This is a genomic window from Bacillus sp. SM2101, from assembly GCF_018588585.1.
Lineage (GTDB): Bacteria > Bacillota > Bacilli > Bacillales > SM2101 > Nanhaiella > Nanhaiella sioensis.
Genome location: NZ_JAEUFG010000021.1, coordinates 35,543 through 55,696, shown reverse-complemented (window position 1 = coordinate 55,696; position 20,154 = coordinate 35,543). Strand labels below are relative to the sequence as shown.

Sequence of the window (20,154 nt, the reverse complement as noted above, 5' to 3'; positions counted from 1 at the left end):
TACAAATTAAGTGTAGAAAAAGGGTAAGACCCTGTCAATCATTTTAGGGGATTTTGACAAATACTTTTGCTGTTAACTTTTAGGTAAAGAAAATTGTATGTCATTTTAGTTTTCTTATTTTAAAAAGAGTAATATAATAATGAATGGATTCGTATAGAAAATTTGATATGAAGTATGAAGAAATGTAGCGGATATATCTTAGAAATTACCAATATTGACAGTGTATATGACTAAGTGTATCTTAAAATGTGTGTTTGTTAAAGTAGAAAGAGAATTAAGCATTTATTATATATAAGAATAACGTTTCATCATTCGGGGGGATTATTGTGGTTGCAGTACAACAAACTGCTGCGTATGAACAACTATTACAAGGAATTAGTAGATCGAAAAAACATACAAAGCCTATACTAACAAGTATAGTAAAAAAAACTCCATATAAAGATCCCCTGTTATTTTATGAGGCTGCGAAACAATCCTATGAAGGAGAACGCTTTTTTTGGACAGACCCTAGTGATGAAATCATTTTAGTCGGGCTAGGTACCGTATTTTCAATAGTAGCCCAAGAGCATAGATTTGAGACTGTTGAAAAAGAATGGGAACGCTTTTTAACTAATTGTGTTAAGCAAGAACAAACTTGTCCGTTTGGGACTGGGCCCATTCTGTTAGGTGGTTTTTCCTTTGATCCATTAAAACAATCAACTTCTTTATGGGGTAAATATCCCCCTGCGAAATTTATATTGCCAGAGCTCATGCTCACGATAAATAAAGGGGATGCTTGGATAACTTCTAATATCATTTGTCAGCACTCATCTGATCCTATAGAAATATTAAAGGATTTGGAAAATAAAATGGAACATATTCTACAATCAGAATGGTCTTGGCAGCCTAATGATAAATGGAAACATTCATATCGTCAAACTGAAATTGAACCTGAACTTTGGATAGATTCTGTTGACAATGTAACACAAGATATTAAACAAGGTGAGCTAGATAAAGTTGTGTTAGCAAGGGAGACAAGACTTCATTTTGACAGTAAAGTAAACGTGACGTCTGTACTAAATAATCTTCGAGCTGAGCAGCCTATGAGTTATATATTTGCTTTCGAAAGTGGTGAAGATTGTTTTATTGGTGCCTCTCCCGAAAGATTAATAAAAAAAGAAAATAGTAAGGTATTATCTACATGTTTAGCAGGCTCTATCAAAAGAGGGAAAACATTGAACGAGGATAAAATGCTTGGTAATTCCTTATTATGTGATAAAAAGAATTTACATGAACATGAGCTTGTCGTCCAAATGATCAAAAAAGCAATGTTAAACTTCTGTAATACAATAGAAGCTCCTAGTCACCCAACATTGCTTAAAATGCGTCATATTCAGCATTTATATACACCTGTTATATGTACAGTAAAAGATCATATTTCGTTTTTATCTATGGTGGAAAAGCTTCACCCAACCCCTGCATTGGGAGGGTTTCCAACAGATAAAGCTATTAAGAAAATAAGAGAAGTTGAACAATTAGATAGAGGATGGTATGCAGCTCCTATCGGCTGGGTTGACGCTAATAATAGTGGAGAATTTGCAGTAGCTATTCGATCAGCTCTTTTTCAGGGACAGGAAGCTTCGCTATTCGCTGGTTGTGGGATTGTAGCTGATTCCGATCCACAAAGTGAATATGAAGAAACTAAATTAAAACTGAAGCCTATGCTCTCAGCAATAGGGGGTATGAGTCATGAAGAAAATGAATAATAATAATTCTTTAACTGCTTTTGTGTTGGCTTTTGTAGATGAATTAATAAAAGTCAATGTCACAGATGTTGTGATTAGTCCTGGATCTCGTTCCACACCTATGGCTATGATAATGGCTGAGCACCCAATGATGAATGTTTATGTAAACATTGATGAGCGCTCAGCCGCTTTTTTTGCTTTAGGTATAGCTAAGTCGAAAAGAAAGCCAGTAGCCATATTATGTACATCAGGAACAGCAGCTGCTAATTATATGCCTGCCATTGTCGAGGCATATTATTCAAGAGTTCCCTTAATCGTACTTACAGCAGATCGACCACATGAATTACGTGATATCGGTGCACCACAAGCTATAAATCAAATTGGATTATTTGGAGAGTATACGAAATGGTTTGCTGAGATGGCAATACCTGAAGATACACCTGAAATGCTTAATTATGTAAGAACCTTTGCAAGTCGAGCATCAGGAACAGCTATGCAAGCACCAAAAGGTCCTGTTCATTTGAATTTTCCATTTAGAGAACCACTTGTACCATTAATGGAAGCAATTGAACATCATGATCAAGGCAGTTATGTGAATGTTACAATAGGTGCGCCTAGCTTAACAACAAATCAATACGACAGTATTCGCGATCGTATAGCAGCTAAGAAGAAAGGGCTAATTATTTGTGGAGCCATAGATGACCCTTCCTTTGCTGAAGCGGTAATAGAGCTAGCTGAAAAATTACAATATCCAATATTCGCTGATCCGTTATCTCAACTTAGAAGTGGTCACCATAATAAAGAACTAATTATTGATAGTTATGATACGATCTTAAGAAATAAACAAATTCTTCAATTGTATAAACCTGAGGTTATTATTCGATTTGGTGAAATGCCAGTTTCAAAAGCATTAACATTATACATAAAACAGCTTGATCATATTGATCATATAGTCATTGATGGCGGAGGGGGCTGGAGAGAGCCAACTTTATCTGCTTCAGACATGATTCATTGTGATGAAGTGAATTTTTGTAGTGGGCTTAGTGATGTTATTAAAGAACTTAATAAAAAATCCCATTGGGTAACACAGTGGATAGAAATGAATGCGATGATAAAATCAATATGGAATGGTTTAGAATATGAAGAGAACTTGTTTGAAGGAAAAGTATTTTCTGAATTAACAAAAACACTTCCTTATAACACTACATTATTTGTAGGAAATAGTATGCCAATAAGAGACCTAGACTCCTTTTTTCTTACAAATGATAAATCAATTAGAGTATTGGCAAACAGGGGAGCTAACGGAATAGATGGTATTGTTTCTACGGCACTCGGTGCTAGTATAAATTGCTCACCTCTAGTACTTGTCATTGGAGATCTGTCATTCTATCATGATTTAAATGGATTGTTGGCAGCGAAAATGCACAAACTTAATATGACAATTATTGTTATAAATAATGATGGTGGTGGTATTTTTTCATTTTTACCACAGGCTCAACACCAAAATCATTTTGAGACTTTATTTGGAACACCTTTGGGTCTTGATTATGAGTATGTTGTTAATATGTATGGTGGTGAATTTAACCGTGTTACTAAGTGGAACGACTTTCGAGAAAAGGTTCAACAGTCTATTCACACTGATGGATTATCCGTTATTGAATTAACAACTGATAGAACTACGAATGTTGAAATGCATCGCTCCTTATGGAACATGGCAGTCGCTGAAATTGATGCCTTTTTAGGTGTAGATCATGAAAATTGAGTTAAATAACGTGCTCTACAATATTGAGATTGTAGGGGAAGGTCCACCATTAATACTGTTACATGGCTTTACAGGCTCTATCAAGAGTTGGCAACCATTTATTCGTATGTGGGGAGCTAAGTCAACTCTTTATTTAATAGATATAATAGGTCATGGAGATACAGCATCACCCATGGATAGTAATAGATACAATATGGAATCTATTTTGTTAGATTTGGTTCAACTTCTAAACAATTTTCACATAACAAAAACGAATGTTCTCGGCTATTCAATGGGTGGTAGAATGGCATTATCACTAGCAATGTCATACCCTGAACGAGTAGATAAGCTAATACTAGAGAGCAGTTCACCAGGCTTAGAAAAAGAACAAGAACGACTACTCAGAAAAAAGACTGATGAACAATTAGCTGAAGCGATCGAACAATATGGAATGGAGTGGTTTGTGGATAAATGGACAAACCTCCCACTTTTTCATAATATGAAGAAACTACCTGTTCAAACCAAGGAGTTGATTCGTAAACAACGCCTGGAAAACAATCCAATTGGCTTAGCTAATAGCCTTAGAGGATTTGGAACAGGAGCGCAGCCATCATGGTGGGACAAATTATCTTCGTTTCCTCATCGAACATTATTAATAACAGGTATGGATGATATAAAGTTTCACAATGTCGCAAAAAAAATGGTAAAATTATTACCACATGCTAAGTGGGAGGCAATTAATCATGCTGGTCATACAATTCATGTGGAACAACCAAGAATTTTTGGTAAAATAGTATATGAGTTTTTGTAAGCGTAAACTACATAAATATAAGGGGGATTACATAAGTGGGAAGAGAGTGGGTTTCTGAGAGAAAGTACGAAGATATTTTATATGAGACTTATAATGGCATTGCAAAGGTAACGATTAATCGTCCTGAAGTACGCAATGCATTCCGTCCAAAAACTGTAGTGGAGTTGATAGATGCTTTTGCATATGCTAGAGACGATGCTAACATTGGTGTTATTGTTTTAGCTGGTGCAGGTGATGAAGCGTTTTGTGCAGGAGGAGATCAAAAGGTTCGAGGGCATGGAGGCTATGTAGGTGAAGATGAAATTCCTCGTTTAAATGTATTAGACCTTCAGCGCTTAATTCGTGTTATTCCAAAGCCAGTAGTTGCGATGGTATCTGGATATGCTATTGGTGGAGGACATGTATTACATGTTGTGTGTGATTTGACAATTGCAGCAGAAAATGCTGTTTTTGGTCAAACAGGGCCTAAAGTCGGTAGCTTTGATGCTGGCTATGGATCTGGCTACCTAGCTAGAATTGTTGGACATAAAAAAGCTCGTGAAATATGGTATTTATGTCGCCAATATAGTGCACAAGAAGCGATGGATATGGGATTAGTAAATACTGTTGTTCCTCTAGAACAACTTGAAGACGAAACCGTACAGTGGTGTGAAGAGATGCTAGAGAAAAGCCCAACAGCTCTTCGTTTCTTAAAAGCAGCATTTAATGCTGATACTGATGGCTTAGCAGGCATCCAGCAATTTGCAGGAGATGCCACTTTATTGTACTATACGACTGATGAGGCAAAAGAAGGTCGTGACGCATTTAAAGAAAAACGTAGCCCTGACTTTAAACAGTTTCCACGTTTTCCTTAATATGAGCAATTAAATAAGATTTTTAATCCTTTATAATAAATAGGATAAGTGTAAAAGACAGCTTGGTGGGTAACTTCATCAAGCTGTTTTACTATCGTTATAAGGACATCTTGTGAGGTGGTTTTCATGAGTATGCAACAAGTCATTCCAAACTTTTTACTACAACGGGCTAAATTAACTCCTAACCGTATTGCCGTTACTTATCATAAAGAGCAAATTACATTTTTAAATTTACACGAACGGGCTATAACGAAGGCAAGAAAGTTACACTCTTTTGGTGTGAAAAAGGATGATACAGTAGCAATATTAATGAATAATAGTATAGAATTTATCGAAATCATCCATGCGTTAAAACATATTGGTGCCATTACTGTTTTCCTTAATACTCGGCTAACTGAAGCAGAAATTACATGGCAAATTGTTGATGCTAGAGTAGATTATTTTATTACTGAGGATGCATTTTCTAACATTTCTAAAGGAATAGCTAATGAAAATCCTTTATTGAATATAGTAAGTGTGAAACAACTTGATCGTTTACAAGAAACGGAATTTTCGTTAATTGAAGAATTTCCTTTACATGAAATCGATACAATCATGTATACATCAGGAACGACTGGCAAACCGAAAGGTGTTATTCAAACATACGGTAATCATTGGTGGAGTGCTGTTGGCTCTGCTTTGAATTTAGGTTTACATGAGAAGGATCGTTGGTTGTTGGCGGTTCCTATATTTCATATAAGTGGATTATCAATTTTGATGAGGAGTGTTATATATGGAATGACTGTCATTCTTCATGACCGGTTTATTCCATCTCAAATAAATCAATCGATCACGCGTGATGGGGCAACAATTGTTTCTGTCGTAGCTGTTATGCTTCAAAAAATGATAGATGAGCTAGAAGATCATTCTTACCCACCCTATTTTCGATGCATGTTAACAGGTGGTGGGCCTGTGCCAACACCATTACTTAAAAAGTGTAAGGAAAGAGCCATACCGGTTTTTCAAACATATGGTATGACCGAAACAGCATCGCAAATCGTTACACTCACACCTGAAGATAGCCTCAACAAGGTCGGGTCGGCGGGAAAACCATTATTCCCTGCTCAAGTACGAATTGAGAAAGACGGAGACATAGTTGCAGCAAATGAAACTGGTGAAATTGTTGTAAAAGGTCCAAATGTAACAAGCGGTTATTTATTTCAAGAAGAAATTACTAGAAAAGCAATTATTAACGATTGGTTTTATACAGGAGATATAGGCTATATTGATGATGATGGATTTTTGTATGTACTCGATCGACGATCTGACCTCATTATATCTGGTGGGGAAAATATCTATCCAGCAGAAATAGAATCCGTCCTACTTTCACATCAAGATATTGACGAAGCAGGAGTAATAGGAGTGTTTGATAAAACGTGGGGACAAGTACCATGTGCTTTTATCAAATGTAAGAATGATGTAGACGTTTCAGAAAGTGAGCTTATTCAATATTGTTCGACTAGGCTTGCAAAGTATAAAGTTCCTAATAAAATTGTGTTTGTTCAGGAGCTGCCAAGAAACGCAAGCAATAAACTATTACGTAGGAAACTATATGAGTATATAAGAAATTAATTATCATGTGTGATAAATAGAGGGGGAAATGAGAAGCTGGATATACATACTATTACGCTCCATGTAACTAAAATGAAGTTATTATCCCCATTTGTGTCAAGCTTGGAAACTGTTCAAAATAGGGAATCAGTATTAATTGAAATAAAAGATCGTGAAGGTTTTATTGGGTGGGGAGAAGTAGTTGCGTTCTCTTCGCCATGGTATACAGAGGAAACGATTAAAACGTCGCTACATATGTTAGAAGATTTTTTAATTCCAAAGCTATTTGCAGAGTCTATTACACATCCATCTGAAGTATTTGGTGTGTTAGCTAATGTAAAACGAAATCGAATGGCAAAAGCAGGTTTGGAAACAGCAGTATGGGATTTATTTGCGAAAAGGCAAAATGTTTCACTAGCTAGCTTGCTTGGCGGTAAGAAGAAATCTGTTGATGCTGGGGTTGTAGTTGGGTTGGATAGCACGAAAAACATGCTGAAAACTATAGAAAGGAGATTATTAGAAGGGTACCGAAGAATAAAAATAAAAATTGCACCTGATGAAGATGTGGAAATTATTAAGGAGATTAAAAAAGAATTTCCTAAGATTCCTTTAATGGTAGACGCTAATTCAGCTTACAACCTAGCAGACATAGATCGATTAAAGGCTTTAGATGAATATGAATTAATGATGATTGAGCAGCCCCTTGCCTCTGATGATATTATCGACCATGCTAAGGCTCAACGCGTGCTCAAAACACCAATTTGTTTGGATGAGAGTATAACGTCATATGATGATGCTAGAAAAGCAATCGAGCTAGGCAGCTGTCAAATTATGAATGTTAAAATTGGTCGTGTAGGTGGTTTATATGAAGCTATTCGGATTCATGATATTTGTAAATCAAATAATATACCTGTGTGGTGTGGTGGCATGCTTGAAACAGGGATATCGAGGGCACATAATATAGCTTTAGCTTCTTTAGAAAACTTTTCTATTCCTGGAGATATTTCAGCGTCATCGAGGTATTGGGAACGAGATGTCATTATTCCTGAAGTTACTGTTAATCGTGGACAAGTGGATGTTCCGAACAACCCAGGGATTGGTTTTGATATTAATTATAAGTTCCTTGAAGAAATTACGATAACTAAAAAACAGTTCCTGAGGAAATAGTCTAGAAACTGTAATCGTAATGTGAATCTCTTGACATTATACCCTCTCAGGTATAGAATGAGTATAATTTTATAAGAGTGAGGGGGATGATGATTGGATTATCTCTTAATAATTATACTGATTAGCTTAACTTATTTATTTTACACAAGATATTTCCCTATAATCGGTGTACGATGTGTAGATGTAAAGCGACACGATAACCATCAAGAAAAATTTACGTTAGTAGACATTAGGGATTATAATGTTTCGCATAAGTTACCTTATAAAAATGCTGTTAACGTACCTATGGCTTACTTGAAGCGAAATTATAATGACTTACCTAAAAATGAAGTTCATATTATCGCCTCAGACAAAATAGAAAAAAACATGGGTATCCGTTTTTTACGTAGTAAAGGATATAAAATAATTAGTTATACGATGACTGACTGCACTTGTAAATGAATATAAGTTTTTAGGTGGTGTAAAAATGGAATACAATAATCAAGTGAAGAATAGAGTAAAAAGAACTGAAGGACAAATTAGAGGAGTCTTAAAAATGATGGAGGAAGACAAAGACTGTAAAGAGGTAATTACACAATTATCAGCAGCACGAGCTGCCATCGATCGTACAATTGGTGTAATCGTTAGCTCTAATTTAGTTGAGTGTGTCGAAAACGCTGATGAAAAGGGCTATAAAAAAGAAGAAATAGTGAAAGAAGCAGTAAATTTATTAGTTAAAAGTAGATAATTAATTTTTGAATGAGGACTCTTTGCTAAGATTTGCTGCTATTGATATTTACGATACTATAAGCAGTTGAATACGTGTTTATATCTTAGTACAAATAGCAATTAGCGTAAGTGAAAGGGCTGAGACCCTTTTTTTAGAAAAAAATATACCCTTATGGGTAAATAGACTGGAGAATGAAGATGAAGCAGATAACTAGTAAAGAAGTTGAGGAAACGTTAAGAAATAATAAAACCTTAAATATCATTGATGTTCGTGAAGTAGATGAGGTAAGGACAGGGATCATTCCAAATGCGATTCATATACCATTAGGTTTATTAGAATTTCGTTTACATGAATTAGACAAATCTAAGGAGTATATTATAGTATGTCGTTCAGGAAATAGAAGTGGTCTAGCTACACGCTTCTTAGAAGGACAAGGTTTTAGAGCAATAAATATGATTGGTGGTATGCTCTCTTGGAAGGGAGAAATAGGATATCATGATTTAGTCGGATAAAAATGACAATATAGTGAAGAAAATACTTTTAAATAATTTTCTCATAGTTTCCTCACATTTAGTTGCTAAGCTAACTTAGAAAATACTAAGGGGGGATGCATATGAGGAAGTTTTTTATTTTCTCAGTTTTTCTTACGATTAGTTTAGGAGTATTGGTGGGGTGTAGCAATAGCGAAAATGGCGTAGAGGAAGCTTCGGAGGTGGCTAGTGGTGAGCAGCTATCCTCACAACAAAATATTGATACACATGAAGTTGTTGCTGTTGAACCCACTGATGAACATACGTGTGCGTTCTGTGATATGAAGGTATATGGTATGGAACATGAAATGGGGGTATTTACAGCACAAATTCAAATGGAAGATGGTGAGCATTATTTTTTTGATGATGTTGGCTGTTTACTTAATTATGAAAGAGGCAAGGATGAACAAGCAATTGCAAAATGGGTGAGAGATTACAATTCATCAGAGTGGATTGATCTGGACGGCTCAGTTCCGGTAAAAGCGGATATCATAACACCTATGAAATATGGTTACGCATTATTTAACTCAGAAAAAGCTGCTCAAACCTTTGTTGATGAGCGTAAAGACATCAATGCTGTTATCTCTTCATGGGATGAAATTGATCATGTGTCTCATGAACGTTACATGAAAAAAATGGGGCAAAACGAAGAAGGCCATGATGGGAATTAAGCATTAATAATAATAGATCATTACTTACACAAAACAATTGATTGAAAAAAGATGATGCCATATATTGCTGCCAGAACGTATATTGCGAAATATGTTAATGAAATCGTAATCCTGGTTAACGATGTAAAGCTGTTAATAACTTTAATGGATTCGTGTTTTTATACGTAGGCTCTTTTTGTAAATTTCGCTGTGTTTTATAAAAAATCTGAAAATTATCAAGGGTTGATCCGTGCCCCATAATTTAAAAGTAGTAAAGATGCTGTGAATGCGATTTGTGCAAGAGTAATAAACATCATACAACATAAAGTTAGTCTAAAGAAAAGACTGTACGCGATCATTAATTCGTATGGAAACAATATTCTGTGCAATATGCAAAAATAGTTCTACTAAAAACACCGTCCAAGATTTAGATTCTGGTCGGTGTTTTTTAGTAGGGCTATTTACGTAAACATTGTTGCTATTGTTATCAAATTAATATTATAAAAAGTGGTTTATATTGTTCGGCATTGTTGTTCAGAAGAAAAGATTTTCTTAATAAAAAAACACAATCAATGAGAAAACAGTCTTTAGTATAATAAGTTTGTTCATTGGCTTATTATACGCTGGAGTGAACTGAATGAAAGAAAACTTCTTCAAGAGATCGATATTCGCCATCTCTACTGCACAGATTGTGAATTGAATCATTGATTAGCATTTGACCTTGATTGATAAAAACAACTGTATCTGCAAGATCTTCAACAACTGAAAGGACATGAGATGAAAAAATGATCGTTTTGCCTTTCTCTTGTTCATGTTTGATAATTTGTTTAAAGCGACGTACCCAGTATGGGTCCAGTCCGTTAGTTGGTTCATCTAATACGAGGATAGGTGATTCAGATAACAAAGCTTGAGCGAGTGCAAGTCTTTGCTGCATCCCCTTTGAATATTCTTTTACTTTTTTATGTTGGTCGTTCTCTAACCCGACTAAGCGAATAAATTTTGTTACTTGATTGAGTGGCAATTTTTCTAGCTTTGCAAAAAAAGTGAGTACTTCATATCCAGTTAAAGTTTTCGGGAAAACCATGCTATCCGGCATATAAGAAAACATTGATTTATAGAAGGTGTTTTTAGCAGAAACTTTATGTTTATTCAAATAGATTTCTCCAGATGTGGGAGTAATAATACCGATTAGCATCTTTATAATAGTACTTTTCCCAGCACCATTACTGCCACAAAGAGCAAGACATGTTCCTTTTTGAACTGTAAAATGGATATTTTGTACTTGATTATTGTTATTATAAATTTTTGTGACATTATGGCATTCTATCACGATGTCCAGTTTACTCATTTCTAATCCCCTTCTTCACAAATAGGTTTGCTAGTATTAATGGCGATATTATCCATAAGGTCGTTGCTGAAGAAAATGCGATATTGCCTATCATTCCTTGTGCCCAAACTGTGAAATCATACAATGTCGGTCCAAATATTTCTCCGCTATTCATCATCAATATTGTCCACACTCTTATAATTTCTACTGGATTGAATAATGTTGATACCGTAATGATTGGTAAAACAAATGAACGATCAACAAATGTAATTAAACCTACGACGCCAAATTCGTAAAATAGCACGAGTGTAGCCCAAACTACTAGACTAAATCCTAATGCTTCAAAACGATTAGTAGATATAACTCCGATGCATATTGCAACCGCTAAAAACATCATCGTTAATAGTAATGTAAAAAATACGAATAATAAAAATAATGTAGTTGATATACTACCATGCTGTAATAATAGTATCACTCCAGCTAAGCCATACCCTAGGAAAATAACAGAAGCTAGAGCTATCAACATGCCAATATATTTCCCAATTAGAAACTTTCGAGGCGGTAGCGCGTATGTTAATAACAAAGAAAAGCCACCGTCTTCCTTTTCGCCAGCAATAAATGAGCTCCCTGTTAATAGAGTAACTAAAGGAATAAGAAATAAAGATAGATTTAAAAGACTACCAGTCATTCTAGTAAAACCATCGTAGCCCGCTTCAGTATTCATTCCACTAAAATAAACAATAGTAACTGCTAAGGTCGTAAATAACAAAGCAAAACTTGGAATCCATCTACTTCTCGTCATAAGCTTTAGTTCTTGTTTCGCTATAATCCATATGCTCATCATTAAAATCCATCCCAGTTATGATTGAACAAATCAACATATTTTAGCAGCTCACCTTTTTTTTCTTCTTCAATATAAGCCTCGGCTTGTTGTTTCGTGGCAAAAGATATAACTCCATAAGCCATCGGTGTCCAAAATTCTTGATGATAGGCAAAGTGTGCATCTTGTAATTCAATCCATTCGTTAGATTTAATATCGCGAACATATGATTTGTTGATTGCTGTATTATTTTCTTCACTACTTTCTATGTATTCGATCATACAACCAATATCATCGAAAGTTAGAATTTCACCATTGTCTAATATGACCTCTGTTGCATGATCGATATGTGCAACACTCATGTTACAAATCGTACAAATATCTATATCTGGATTAATTTCTCGTGGTTTAAAAGCAATCTCTTTACTACAAGATGATAATAGGATTGTAATCATTATTGTAGAAAGCAGTACATAATTTCGTTGCATCACTACATCCTCCCAATATAAAATATAAAGCTACTTATAAGTAGAAACAATATTGCAATAAAGCCAATGGCTATATTTCTTTCATGCATCTCAGTAATGTCTGTTGAAATAGAAATTGGTTCCACAAGTGGAAATGGATCAACAATGTTTGCAACGCTTAACGATGGGACCATTGATTCAACGGTAGTCCATATTTTAATAGCAGGACTTTCAAAATAGAACTGAATATAAGGCTGCTTACTTAGTATTTCGTTATACATTGAACCTGTTTTATATGGTAGTTCTCCTATGCCATCCCCGCTTAAATCAAATGAGCGATAATCATCCCAATAGTTGTTGTAAAATCCCTTTTCTTCTGTGATCAATTTTATTTGAGCTACGTTTCCCATAAAGTTATTGTTAGTAATCTTGCAATCTTCATTGTTAGCTAAAATACTTATACCTACATGATTTCCAGCAACGACATTATGATTGACTTCACATTGACGTGCATTTTGTAGAGCTATACCGTTACTATTTTGTATCATTTTGTTGTCAATTAAGGAAATATCATCGGAATCATAAATAAGTGCTCCGTATCCATGGTAGCTAAGCTGCTTTGCAAAAGTATTGGCATAAATGTAAATTCTTTCGGATGCCATAATCATTAATCCATTGATGTTGGACACTAAATAATTCCCCTGTACAACTCCACCTTCACCATACATGAAATGTACAGCATAACGTGATTGAGTGATTTCATTATCAATAACTTTACTATTTGTTGCAAAATCAATATACACGCCATCTTGCACTTTGTTAATTGTATTTTCTTTCACAATATTGTTATTGCCAGAAAACAGGTGAACACCGTTACCACGTTTAGCAAAATGTACAGGGTAGCTCGTGATAAAATTATTAATAATGTGGTTGTCATTTCCTTCAACGTAAATACCAAAATGAACATCAGTAAATGTATTAGATTTAATTGTCACGTTAGAGGACTTGACGAAGATACCTGCATCATTGTCATCTCTTCCGCTTTGAGTAATGTGAAAACCTTCTACAATCACCTCTGGTGATTTGATTGTAATTACTGAACCGGTGTTATTTCCGTGTAGGATTACCCCTTCTTCAGCAATTAAGTAAATAGGTTTTTCAATAAAGATGTTTTCCTTGTATACTCCTTTTGTTATAACGACTTTTCCTCCTTCTGGTGCTTTGTTTATAACCTGTTGAATAGAAGTGCCAGGCATTACGATCAATAAATGGCTCTGTTGAGCGTTTGACTCCATTGGAAACATAGTAAAACTAATAAATAATGTGAAGGTAATCATTTTCTTTATCATTGATTTCCACCCTAGAACACTTTTTTATCGGTAGTATACTTAAGAGTTGTGAAAAAACAAGAAAGTTTCAGTGACATAACGTTGACAAATACGTGTTTTAAAAAAAAATTCATAAATAAGATTTATTTGTTGATAAAAATTAAAATATATAATAAAATACTCATAGGGGTAAAGGTAATAAGTCGAAACATTAAATATGGTATCTAAATTTTTTTTGTTAAACAATATACCCTTGGGGGTAAAAAAGGGAGGGTTGAAGCAATGGGAGAAGTAAAAAAGACAACAATTGTCTTATTCAGTGGTGATTATGATAAGGCAATGGCAGCATATATTATTGCGAATGGTGCCGCAGCATATGATCATGAAGTAACTATTTTTCATACTTTTTGGGGCTTAAATGCTTTAAGAAAGGATCAGTCAATTCAAGTGAAAAAAGGCTTTGTTGAAAAAATGTTTGGCAAAATGATGCCTAGAGGTGCAGATAGAATGGGACTATCCAGGATGAACTTTGGAGGAATGGGTCCAAAACTAATTAAAAATATTATTAAAAAGCATAATGCTGTGCCTGTTCCGCAGTTGATAGATATGGCGAAGGAGCAAGAAATAAAACTGGTAGCTTGTCAAATGACTGTAGACTTATTAGGGCTTAAAAAGGAAGAAATTATCGATGGCGTTGAGTTTGCTGGAGTTGGTGCTTATTTAGCGGACGCAGAGGATGGAAATGTAAACCTGTTTATCTGAGACTATTTGCGTATATTGCTCGTAGTTCTAGCCGTTTGTAACAGCTGAGATAATACCCCGAATGTATATTGAATAAACTATTTAATTACACTTGATCATATTGAATAAAAAAATTTATATATATAAATACCCTTATGGGTATAGAAGGAGGAGACAAATTGATTTCAAATAAAGTACTCGACACAAAAGGCTTATCATGTCCAATGCCAATCGTAAAAACAAAGAGAGCAATTAATGAAATGAATTCAGGTGAAATTTTAGAAATACATGCTACTGACAAAGGTGCAACAAAAGATCTTACAGCATGGGCAAATGCTACAGGCCATGAATTGTTGAAAGCGACTGATGAAAACAACGTATTTAAATTTTGGATTAAAAAAGGGTAGATGTGAGTAAGTGATTCAGAAATTATTATTTTGGAGGTATTTCAAGTGAACTCGATTAAAACAGATCATGTTTTAGATGCAAAAAATTTATCATGTCCAATGCCTATCGTGAAAACAAAAAAAGCTATGAATGACATACGGCCAGGTCAAGTACTAGAAATTCAAGCCACAGATAAAGGCTCTACAGCAGACCTTAAGGCTTGGTCAGAAAATACAGGAAATCAATATTTAGGAACGATAGAAGAAGGTGCCATCATAAGACACTATTTACGTAAATCAGCTGATGAAGAATTAGCTGAAACAAAACATCCCATTGTAATAAACAATGAACAGTTATTAACAAAAATAAATACAGATGAGGATATTGTAATCCTAGACGTAAGAGAACCATCTGAATTTGTCTTTAATCATATTCCAGGTTCAGTATCAATTCCGTTTGGTGAATTAGCAAGCCGCATCCATGAAGTAAATGAAGATGATGATATTTATGTAATATGTCGAACTGGTAGTAGGAGTGATTTAGCAGCACAGCAATTAACAAAAAAAGGATTTAAAAAAGTTACTAATGTCATCCCTGGTATGAGTACTTGGAAAGGTGAAACTACTAAATTAATTTAATGAAAGGGGGATTGGTCATGGCAAATGTAACTGTCTATACGACGTCTACATGTCCTTATTGTACTAAAATGAAAAATTTTTTAGCCTATAAAGGAATTCCCTATAAAGAGGTTAACCTTGAGAGTAATCAGCAAGCTGTAGAAAAAATTCTTGCCGCAACTGGTCATATGGGTGTTCCTCAAACAGAAGTAAATGGAAAATGGGTATTAGGATACGATCCGAACAAGTTGATGGAATTGGTAGAGCCTTTAATAAACAATTAAAAAAATTCAAAAAATGATACGGAGGAAAAAAAGATGTCAAACAAAGTAGCAATCATCGCATCCAATGGAGGATTATTTGATGCTTATAAAGTGTTTAATATAGCCACTGCTTCAGCTGCAACTGACGCAGAGGTTGGTATTTTCTTCACCTTTGAAGGACTTAACCTGATTCATAAGGAAGCACATAAGAACCTCCCGCTTCCACAAGGCAAGGAGCATTTTGAAGAAGGTTTTACGGCTGCTAAAGTACCACCGATTGCAGAGTTAGTTCAAATGGCAAAAGATTTAGGCGTGAAAATGATTGCATGTCAAATGACAATGGATGTTATGCAATTACAAAAAGAGGATTTTGTTGAAGGTATTGATGTCGGCGGTGCGGTGACGTTTTTAGATTTTGCTAAGGATGCAAATGTTTCACTAACATTTTAATGAAAGAAGGGAAAATACATGAGTGTAAGAGAAATTACAAGCGCTGAAATATTAGAGAATATTCTTGAACGAGAACAAGTATTTATTCTTGACGTGCGAAATGAGAGCGACTTTAAAGATTGGAAAATTGAAGGGGTGAATATTGACCATTTAAACATACCTTATTTTGAACTGTTAGATGGTGTTGAAGATATTATTAAGCAATTACCAAAAGATACAGAAATACTTGTTGTTTGTGCCAAAGAGGGATCTTCGAAAATGGTAGCTGAAATGCTCAGTGAGGAAAGGTTAGCTGCCTCTTATTTAAAAGGTGGTATGAAGTCGTGGAGTGAATATTTGTATAAAACAGAAGTTTATCGTGATAAAGATATGAAAGTATATCAATTTATTAGAGTTGGTAAAGGGTGCCTATCATATATGATCGTTTCTGGCGAAGAAGTATTAATCGTAGATCCCGCACGTTTTACTAATATTTATAAAGAAATAGCGGATGATGAAGGGGCTACAATTACCCATGTTGTTGACTCTCACCTCCATGCTGACCATATATCGGGTGGGCGTCAACTTGCAGTAGAAACAGGCGCTAAATATTATGTCATGAAAAGTGAAGGCGCAGTGTTCAATCATGAACCGTTTGAGGAGCATGAAAAAATTGAGTTTGAAAAGGTTACTCTTGAAGTCATTGCTATTAAAACGCCTGGACATACCCCAGGGAGTGTTTCTTTCTTTGTAAATGACAAGCTACTCTTTTCAGGAGATACAATTTTTGTAAGTGGATTAGGACGACCAGATTTAGGTGGTAAGGTAAGAGAATGGGCAAAGGACTTATATACCACTGTATACGATAAAGTAGCTAAAATTGCTGATGATGTAATTGTACTACCAGCTCATTATGCTGACTTTGATGATGAAGTCAATCAACAAGGTTATATTGGTGAGAAATTAGGAACCATTCGTGAGCAAAATGAAGTGATGTTAAACCAAAGAGAAGATGAATTTGTTGAATTTGTAGCACAGTCAGCAAGTACAGAAACTCCACCAAACTTTGAAGAAATCATAGCGATTAACCGTGGGGTTGAGAATGCGTCAGTAGAGAAGCAACAAGAATTAGAAATTGGACCTAATCGCTGTGCAGTTCATCATACACATTCATAAGTAATAAAAGGCTGTTTTTGTATGGACAGTTGGTTTTCGAAGGATCTTTTCTTAAACTTTGTTGCTTATATCACTTAAATTAGAGCCACCGATGTGTATTATATGATTCTTATCACATTTTGAGGTGGAAAGGTGCCTAGAAGGTTAGATATATTCGTGTTTAGTTTATATTACGTAAACTATCAATTATAGCGAAAATAGCCTTTTCGAAATACACATACAAAGAGAGTACGAGGCAATTTTTCTTTTTCAAGGGGATAAAGCGCCCCTTTTACTGTTGTAATTCAGTTTTAAATAGCACCAGAATTAACAAAAGAGAATTTATAATAAGATAAATTTTTTGGACAATGTTCATGTAAGTGACATTGTCCTAAACACCCTTTTGTTACACCCAAATTAAACATTTTATACAATAATTATGATAAAATGAAGGAATGATTAAAGATGTTAAAGAACCTTATCCCTGCTGTTGATTGGATGAAGAGTTATAAAGGGTCATATCTTAAGGGAGATTTATCTGCTGGTCTTATCGTTGCTATCATGTTAATTCCTCAAGGAATGGCCTATGCAATGCTCGCGGGTTTACCTCCTGTGATAGGACTTTACGCCTCCACTATCCCCTTAATCATTTATGCTTTATTTGGTTCTTCAAAACAATTAGCAGTAGGTCCTGTAGCAATGGTGTCTTTACTTGTATTTTCAGGTGTATCAACATTGGCTGAACCTGGCTCAAGTGAATACTTGTCTTATGCATTATTGCTCTCACTCATGGTTGGGGTGATTCAGTTCGGAATGGGTATATTTCGACTCGGGTTCATCGTTAACTTTTTGTCACATGCAGTTATTAGTGGATTTACATCTGCAGCAGCACTAATTATAGGTTTAAGTCAGCTAAAGCATTTATTAGGAGTTGATATCGCAAGGGGAAGTGTATTCGAAGTATTATATGGTGCAATTGTTCAAATTGGAAATGTCAATTTTATCACTTTATCAATAGGGGCATTAAGCATTGCGATTTTACTTTACTTTAAGAAAAACTATCCCCGTTTCCCTGCAGCATTAATTGTTGTAGTCGGTGGATCATTACTTGTATACTTTTTAAACCTTCAAGAGTTAGGTGTAAGTATTGTTGGAGAAGTCCCTAGAGGGATACCATCAATATCATTACCTGCATTTGACATCAGCTCGATCACAAGCTTGCTTCCGATTGCTTTGACTATTTCATTTGTTGGTTTTATGGAATCAATTGCAGTTGCAAAAGCAATTGCAGCGAAGGAAAATGATAAAATAAACTCCAATCAAGAATTATCAGGTTTAGGACTAGCCAATATTGTCGGTTCTTTCTTTTCAGCATACCCAGTGACGGGTGGATTTTCGAGATCAGCAGTTAACTATCAAGCAGGTGCTAAAACTGGATTAGCTTCAATCATTACCGCGGTTTTAATTATTATCTCATTGTTATTTTTTACACCATTATTTTACTATTTGCCTAACGTCGTGTTAGCGGCGATTATTATGGTAGCTGTCTTTGGCTTAATTGATGTGAAAGAAGCAGTGCATTTGTTTAAAATAAAAAAGGTAGACGGTTGGACACTTATCGTATCCTTTATAGCTACATTAGTTACAAGTATCGAAGAAGGTATTTTAATTGGTATTGCTTTTTCACTACTTGTGTTTATTTGGAGAAGCGCATATCCTCATGTTGCACAATTAGGGTATATTGAACAAGAAAATGTGTTCCGAAATATTAAACGGTATAAAAACGCAAAAACGTTTAAAGACACCATTATTTTTCGGATAGATGCTTCATTATATTTTGCAAATATGGGTTTCTTCGAAGAACAACTAAGAAAAGAAATTGCAGACCATCCTACTACAACAAAGATCGTCTTAGACTTTTCAAGTGTCAATGCGATAGATGCGGTTTCAATCGATGAGCTTGAAAAGATCATTGACGACTACAAGCAAGCGAATATAGAAATATTAATTGCTGGCATGAAGGGTCCAGTAAAAGATTTAGTGAAACGAGCAGATTGGGAGAGCAAATATGGGAACAATATTAATTATCTTTCCTTACAGCATGCGTTAGATCTGCAATAAGACCATTACAGGAGGCTTATAATGGACATTCAAAAACAAAATGAACTATTTGTTAAGGAAACTTTATCTGAAAATAAACTATATTTCTCAGAGCTTTCAAAAGGACAAAGCCCTGAATATTTCGTGTTAAGTTGTTGCGATTCAAGAGTCAGTCCTTCAGTGATAAGCCAAATGCCATTGGGTACAATGTTTGTTCATCGTAATATTGCCAATCAAGTAAATAAAGACGATGAGAGTTTTTCGGCGAGTTTATACTATGCTCTTCATCATCTGAAAGTAAAAAAAATAATTATTGAGGGTCATACAAATTGTGGTGGTGTTGCAGCTGCATGTAATAATAATCAAGAACCAGAGCTCCAATACTGGCTTAATAGTATTAAGGAAAACTTACCGTTAGAAGACCGATCAGAGAGTTTATCCTTAGACGATATGTCTAGAGTCAATGTTATAAAGCAAATTGAAAAGCTAAAAAGTCATCCAGTCTATAAAAAGTATGGTGAAGGGATACAAATCTTAGGCTTTTTATTTCATTTAGATTCTGGAAGACTAGAGCAGTTAGAGAATTAACTTTAAAAATGGGACTTTTGATAACACAAACGTCTCATTTTTTCATTTAAGCTCTTTTCGTAAACAATGTTGGCATTGAGACTATTTTAGGCCAGTATCAAATAAATTGATGGAATTGGCGTCCTATAACATAGCAAAGATGCCACGACCGCTTGG

At 35.0% G+C, this 20,154-nt stretch carries 22 protein-coding genes; 18 read left to right on the top strand and 4 right to left on the bottom strand.

Going from position 1 to position 20,154, the window contains the following annotated elements:
- The first annotated feature begins 326 nt into the window (after positions 1-326).
- The 10 genes from JM172_RS17865 (at position 327) to JM172_RS17820 (ending at position 9,797) form a co-directional block, all read left to right on the top strand.
- Positions 327-1,745, top strand: coding sequence for an isochorismate synthase (locus JM172_RS17865; protein WP_214483740.1), 1,419 nt, complete (start codon positions 327-329; stop codon positions 1,743-1,745).
- Positions 1,738-3,486, top strand: coding sequence for a 2-succinyl-5-enolpyruvyl-6-hydroxy-3-cyclohexene-1-carboxylic-acid synthase (gene menD / locus JM172_RS17860; protein ID WP_214483757.1), 1,749 nt, complete (start codon positions 1,738-1,740; stop codon positions 3,484-3,486). The genes JM172_RS17865 and menD overlap by 8 nt, the downstream gene beginning before the upstream one ends.
- Positions 3,476-4,276, top strand: coding sequence for a 2-succinyl-6-hydroxy-2,4-cyclohexadiene-1-carboxylate synthase (gene menH, locus JM172_RS17855; protein ID WP_214483739.1), 801 nt, complete (start codon positions 3,476-3,478; stop codon positions 4,274-4,276). The genes menD and menH overlap by 11 nt, the downstream gene beginning before the upstream one ends.
- 35 nt (positions 4,277-4,311) lie before the next feature.
- Positions 4,312-5,130, top strand: coding sequence for a 1,4-dihydroxy-2-naphthoyl-CoA synthase (gene menB / locus JM172_RS17850; protein ID WP_214483738.1), 819 nt, complete (start codon positions 4,312-4,314; stop codon positions 5,128-5,130).
- A gap of 132 nt (positions 5,131-5,262) precedes the next feature.
- A complete protein-coding gene (locus JM172_RS17845) occupies positions 5,263-6,741 on the top strand; it encodes an o-succinylbenzoate--CoA ligase (protein WP_214483756.1) in 1,479 nt (492 codons plus the stop codon).
- A 36-nt stretch (positions 6,742-6,777) separates the two neighbouring features.
- Entirely contained in the window at positions 6,778-7,887 is a 1,110-nt protein-coding gene (gene menC, locus JM172_RS17840) for an o-succinylbenzoate synthase (RefSeq protein ID WP_483297263.1), read from the top strand.
- Positions 7,888-7,980: 93 nt separating this feature from the next.
- Positions 7,981-8,328, top strand: a complete 348-nt coding sequence (locus tag JM172_RS17835) for a sulfurtransferase (protein WP_250886746.1) — start codon at positions 7,981-7,983, stop codon at positions 8,326-8,328.
- Positions 8,329-8,353: 25 nt separating this feature from the next.
- Positions 8,354-8,614 (top strand): metal-sensitive transcriptional regulator, encoded by a 261-nt coding sequence (locus JM172_RS17830; RefSeq protein WP_214483736.1) that lies wholly within the window; start codon positions 8,354-8,356, stop codon positions 8,612-8,614.
- 179 nt (positions 8,615-8,793) lie between these two features.
- Positions 8,794-9,108 carry a rhodanese-like domain-containing protein gene (locus JM172_RS17825; RefSeq protein ID WP_214483735.1) on the top strand — a complete coding sequence of 105 codons (315 nt, stop codon included), beginning with the start codon at positions 8,794-8,796 and terminating at the stop codon, positions 9,106-9,108.
- Between the two features lie 101 nt (positions 9,109-9,209).
- Positions 9,210-9,797, top strand: coding sequence for a nitrous oxide reductase accessory protein NosL (locus JM172_RS17820; protein ID WP_214483734.1), 588 nt, complete (start codon positions 9,210-9,212; stop codon positions 9,795-9,797).
- Between the two features lie 595 nt (positions 9,798-10,392).
- Here the strand turns inward: JM172_RS17820 and JM172_RS17815 are convergent.
- The 4 genes from JM172_RS17815 to nosD are packed head-to-tail and all read right to left on the bottom strand — an operon-like array spanning position 10,393 to position 13,739.
- A complete protein-coding gene (locus JM172_RS17815) occupies positions 10,393-11,124 on the bottom strand; it encodes an ABC transporter ATP-binding protein (RefSeq protein ID WP_250886745.1) in 732 nt (243 codons plus the stop codon).
- Positions 11,117-11,944 carry an ABC transporter permease gene (locus tag JM172_RS17810; RefSeq protein ID WP_214483733.1) on the bottom strand — a complete coding sequence of 276 codons (828 nt, stop codon included), beginning with the start codon at positions 11,942-11,944 and terminating at the stop codon, positions 11,117-11,119. Before JM172_RS17810 ends, JM172_RS17815 begins: the two co-directional genes overlap by 8 nt.
- A 2-nt stretch (positions 11,945-11,946) precedes the next feature.
- Positions 11,947-12,411 (bottom strand): nitrous oxide reductase accessory protein NosL, encoded by a 465-nt coding sequence (locus JM172_RS17805; protein WP_214483732.1) that lies wholly within the window; start codon positions 12,409-12,411, stop codon positions 11,947-11,949.
- A 2-nt stretch (positions 12,412-12,413) separates the two neighbouring features.
- Positions 12,414-13,739 (bottom strand): nitrous oxide reductase family maturation protein NosD, encoded by a 1,326-nt coding sequence (gene nosD / locus JM172_RS17800; RefSeq protein ID WP_214483731.1) that lies wholly within the window; start codon positions 13,737-13,739, stop codon positions 12,414-12,416.
- Positions 13,740-14,000: 261 nt separating this feature from the next.
- Between nosD and JM172_RS17795 the strand changes: the two genes are divergently transcribed.
- The 8 genes from JM172_RS17795 to JM172_RS17760 all read left to right on the top strand — a co-directional run bounded on the left by JM172_RS17795 (position 14,001) and on the right by JM172_RS17760 (position 19,998).
- Entirely contained in the window at positions 14,001-14,480 is a 480-nt protein-coding gene (locus tag JM172_RS17795; protein ID WP_214483730.1) for a DsrE/DsrF/DrsH-like family protein, read from the top strand.
- Between the two features lie 158 nt (positions 14,481-14,638).
- Complete coding sequence (locus JM172_RS17790; RefSeq protein WP_214483729.1) at positions 14,639-14,866, top strand: sulfurtransferase TusA family protein; 228 nt, start codon at positions 14,639-14,641, stop codon at positions 14,864-14,866.
- Between the two features lie 45 nt (positions 14,867-14,911).
- Positions 14,912-15,484, top strand: coding sequence for a sulfurtransferase TusA family protein (locus tag JM172_RS17785; protein WP_214483728.1), 573 nt, complete (start codon positions 14,912-14,914; stop codon positions 15,482-15,484).
- Between the two features lie 17 nt (positions 15,485-15,501).
- Positions 15,502-15,747, top strand: a complete 246-nt coding sequence (locus tag JM172_RS17780) for a glutaredoxin family protein (RefSeq protein WP_214483727.1) — start codon at positions 15,502-15,504, stop codon at positions 15,745-15,747.
- 33 nt (positions 15,748-15,780) lie between these two features.
- Complete coding sequence (locus JM172_RS17775; protein ID WP_214483726.1) at positions 15,781-16,176, top strand: DsrE/DsrF/DrsH-like family protein; 396 nt, start codon at positions 15,781-15,783, stop codon at positions 16,174-16,176.
- Between the two features lie 18 nt (positions 16,177-16,194).
- A complete protein-coding gene (locus JM172_RS17770; RefSeq protein WP_214483725.1) occupies positions 16,195-17,331 on the top strand; it encodes an MBL fold metallo-hydrolase in 1,137 nt (378 codons plus the stop codon).
- A 444-nt stretch (positions 17,332-17,775) separates the two neighbouring features.
- Positions 17,776-19,431, top strand: a complete 1,656-nt coding sequence (locus JM172_RS17765; protein ID WP_214483724.1) for a SulP family inorganic anion transporter — start codon at positions 17,776-17,778, stop codon at positions 19,429-19,431.
- A 21-nt stretch (positions 19,432-19,452) separates the two neighbouring features.
- Complete coding sequence (locus tag JM172_RS17760; protein ID WP_214483723.1) at positions 19,453-19,998, top strand: carbonic anhydrase; 546 nt, start codon at positions 19,453-19,455, stop codon at positions 19,996-19,998.
- Positions 19,999-20,154 lie beyond the last annotated feature (156 nt).